Consider the following 3,230-nt stretch of genomic DNA (forward strand, 5'->3'; position numbering starts at 1 on the left):
AGCCAGGAGCTTCAGCCACATCCCGAATTTTCCGCGGCGGGTCATCACGAGCTCGCGCCGGCGCTCGGCCGCGGCTTCGAGGATCAGCCGGGCGCAGGTCTCGACGGTCATCACCTCGGCCTCCCGGACGGGGCTTTTCCCCAGCGGCTTGCCGTCCGCCCCGAACGCCCGCTCGCGGATCTCCGTGGCGACGAAACCGGGGTAGATCATGGTCACCGTGACGCCCGTGCCGTCGAGCTCGATCCGCAGCGAGTCGAAGAAGCCGGCCATGGCGTGCTTGGTGGCCGCGTAGCCGCTGCGCGTGGGCACGCCCGCCTTGCCCGTGAGGCTGCTGACGCCCACGATGCGCCCCCGCGTGCGCTTGAGGTGCGGCAGGGCCGCGTGCGTGCAGTACACGCTGCCAAAGTAGTTCACCTGCATCATCCGCTCGAACGGCGCCAGGTCCTGGACCTCGTCGAAGCGCGCCCACATGCCGATGCCGGCGTTGTTCACCAGCGTGTCCACGCGGCCGTACTCCGCCACCGTCCGCTCGATGAGCGCGCGGCACTGGGCCTGGTCCGCCACGTCCGTGGGGACGGAGACCGCGCGTGCGCCGCGCAGGCGGCATTCCTCCGCCACGGCGTAGAGCCTGGCGGCGTCGCGCGCGGCCAGGACCAGCCACGCGCCCTGGTCCGCCAGCTGCAGCGCCAGCTCGCGGCCAATGCCCTCGCTAGCGCCGGTGATCACCACCACGTTCTCGCGGAACACGTCCGCCATCGTCCCCCTCCTCCCCGCGTGATGCGGATGCGTCAGGACTTGCCGCGCGCGGGCGGCGCCTTGGGAGCGTCCTCGTCCAGGTCCATGCGCTCCATCATGAGCTGCATGAGCGCGGGCATGGCCTCTTCCATCACCTCGCCCGTGATCTGCTGGGTGCGCGCGGAGATCTCGGGGGTGAGCTCCACCAGCCGCCGGCCCGCGGGCGTCTGGTAAAAGGCTGTCATGTCGCGCAGCTCCTGCTCGGTGAACAGGTCCGTGTACATGCGGACGAAGCCCGGCTCCAGGTCCTCGTACTTGAAGTGCTCGGCGAAGAACTCGCGCATGATCTCCACGAAGTCGTCCGGCAGCTCCTCCGTCATGGCGCCGCTGTCCAGGATGGCTTCGATGGTGCGGGGCAGCATCTCGCGCATGCGCATGGCGTCCAGGAACTCGCGCACGGCCTGCATCTCGCCCGGCGACGGGTCCGGCTGCGCGGCGGCGGGCAGGGCGGCGCACAGCACCAGCGCGAGCGCCAGGATCAGCTTTCTCATGGTCCGTCTCGATGATGGGGGGGGAGGATGATGACGCGCCGCGAACGGGCTGCGCCTGCCGGAGAAGACCCGACGGCCCCCACAGTGTCAGCCTGTGGGGGCCGTCGCGCAAGCCTCTTCCGGATAGGGGCGCGGATCAGCCGCGGCGGCGCTCCAGGAGCAGCATCATCAGGATGCCCAGCACGGACAGGCCCTCGTCCTCGGGGCTGAGCTCCTGGCGCTTCTCGATCTCGTACTTGCCCTCGAACAGCGCGCTCTGCTTGGCCACGTGCAGCACCTCGGTGCCGTCGGCGCGCGAGACGCTGTAGTGCGGGTGGAACACGTAGCCCGCGAACATGCCCAGCACGGGGATCTCGCCGAAGAGCGCGTCGCCCACCTTGGCCCAGGGGTTGGTCTCCTTGAGGACGAACATCACCTCCTCGCCGCGCATGATCTCGTAGTTGGCGCGCCACAGGGAGCGGCGGCCGCGGCGGCGCACGCTGCCCAGGGCCCGGCCGTCGGGCGAGGTGATGTTGTACCGCGCGTTGAAGTCGATCACCCGGTCGGCGTTGATGTGGTACAGGGGCACGCTCTGCGCCTCGTCGGCAAAGACCGTGACCTGCTCCTTGAGCTTGAGCAGCTTTTGCTTGACGTACATGCGCAGCTGTCCCGCCCGGTCGCGCACGTAGATCTGCGGCGCGAGGGCCAGGAGCTTGAAGGAGAGCTGAAGCGGGTAATCCATCTGTTTTCCCCAGGGAAGGAGGTTGGGCGCGGACCTGCGGCGAGCAACACGCTAGCGTCCGGCGGGCCCGGGCGCCAGCCGGGCGTATTCAGATTCCTTGCGGGGCCCTCACCCGCTCGCTGTCGCTCGCACCCTCTCCCGCAAACTGCGCGGGAGAGGGTGTAGACTTCGAACACGGCCTGGGGCGCGGCGCGGGGTTCCACGCGGAACCGACTTCCCGCGGCGCGACGATTCTCCGCGCGACGGACGTCCCCTCATCCGGCGCGCGCTCACCTGCCGGGTGAACGCGGACGTTGTTCATCCTCCCCCAGGGGTTATCGGGGGAGGGGCGCTCACGCGAAGCCGGATCATGTGCAGTGAAGCCGGCCTGAGCGCCCCCTCCGGGCTCGCGGAGCTCGCCCACCTCCCCCAAAAACCCCTGGGGGAGGTTGGACTGCGACAGCTTTCATCCCGCAGGGGTGCGCAGCGCCGAATGACTCAAGGTGACAATTGCATCACGCACGGTCCAGGATCAGCGGACTGCCCGGCCGGCGCGGGGAGGGAATCCACCGCATCGTCGAGCCCGCGCGTCCGTCACAGCCAGAAGCGGATGAAGTAGGGCTCGGGGGCGGCGGCGCCCATAACGCGGCGGCGCTTGGCCTCGGCATCGGCGGACCGGGGCGGCAGGCCCACCGTCAGCAGGTTCTCGCCGCGGGGCAGGCCCTCCACGGGGATGTACGCCAGGATGCCGCGGATGCCCGTGTCCGGGTGCGTGTAGAAGCGGAACTCCGGGCGCAGGGGCCGGCCGTTGAGCGTCACGGGCTGCAGGCGCGTCCAGCAGTCCAGCACGGCGCGCACGGCGGCGCTGTCGGGGGGATCGGCGTTGTCCATCCGCAGCCCCGCGCGAGACAGCGGCTTGAGCCCGGGGCACTGCTCGGCGAAGGCCTCGCCGTGGCGCACGGGCGCGTAGGGGATGAACAGCTTGACGTACGGGTCGCGGATGACGTCGGACTGGATGGACGGCATCCGCGCGTACACCTCGCCCGTTTCGCGCTGGCTCTCGTAGACGCCGGGCGCGATGCCGAAACGGCCCTCGTCGTCCGGCAGGTACAGGGTGTCGCCGGAGCGCAGCACGCCCTTGGCCAGGAACACGTCCTTGACGATGAACACGCCGAAGAGCACCAGGATCAGCGCGTACATCACCGGGTAGCGCGCGCTCTTTCGCACGTTGCTGATGAGGGTCA

At 69.8% G+C, this 3,230-nt stretch carries 3 protein-coding genes and 1 pseudogene; all 4 read right to left on the reverse strand.

Annotation, left to right across the window (positions count from 1 at the left end):
* A partial coding sequence (locus tag VFZ20_RS16995) for an SDR family oxidoreductase (protein WP_329685108.1) occupies positions 1-756 on the reverse strand: 756 nt, incomplete at its 3' end.
* A 32-nt stretch (positions 757-788) separates the two neighbouring features.
* Positions 789-1,286 carry a DUF2059 domain-containing protein gene (locus VFZ20_RS17000; RefSeq protein ID WP_329685109.1) on the reverse strand — a complete coding sequence of 166 codons (498 nt, stop codon included), beginning with the start codon at positions 1,284-1,286 and terminating at the stop codon, positions 789-791.
* Between the two features lie 136 nt (positions 1,287-1,422).
* On the reverse strand, positions 1,423-2,007 hold the full coding sequence (locus VFZ20_RS17005) for a hypothetical protein (protein ID WP_329685110.1): 585 nt from the start codon (positions 2,005-2,007) through the stop codon (positions 1,423-1,425).
* A 573-nt stretch (positions 2,008-2,580) separates the two neighbouring features.
* Positions 2,581-3,230: pseudogene (locus VFZ20_RS17010) on the reverse strand (hypothetical protein); the annotation flags it as partial.

It is taken from the genome of Longimicrobium sp. (genome assembly GCF_036280135.1).
Taxonomy (GTDB): Bacteria; Gemmatimonadota; Gemmatimonadetes; order Longimicrobiales; family Longimicrobiaceae; genus Longimicrobium.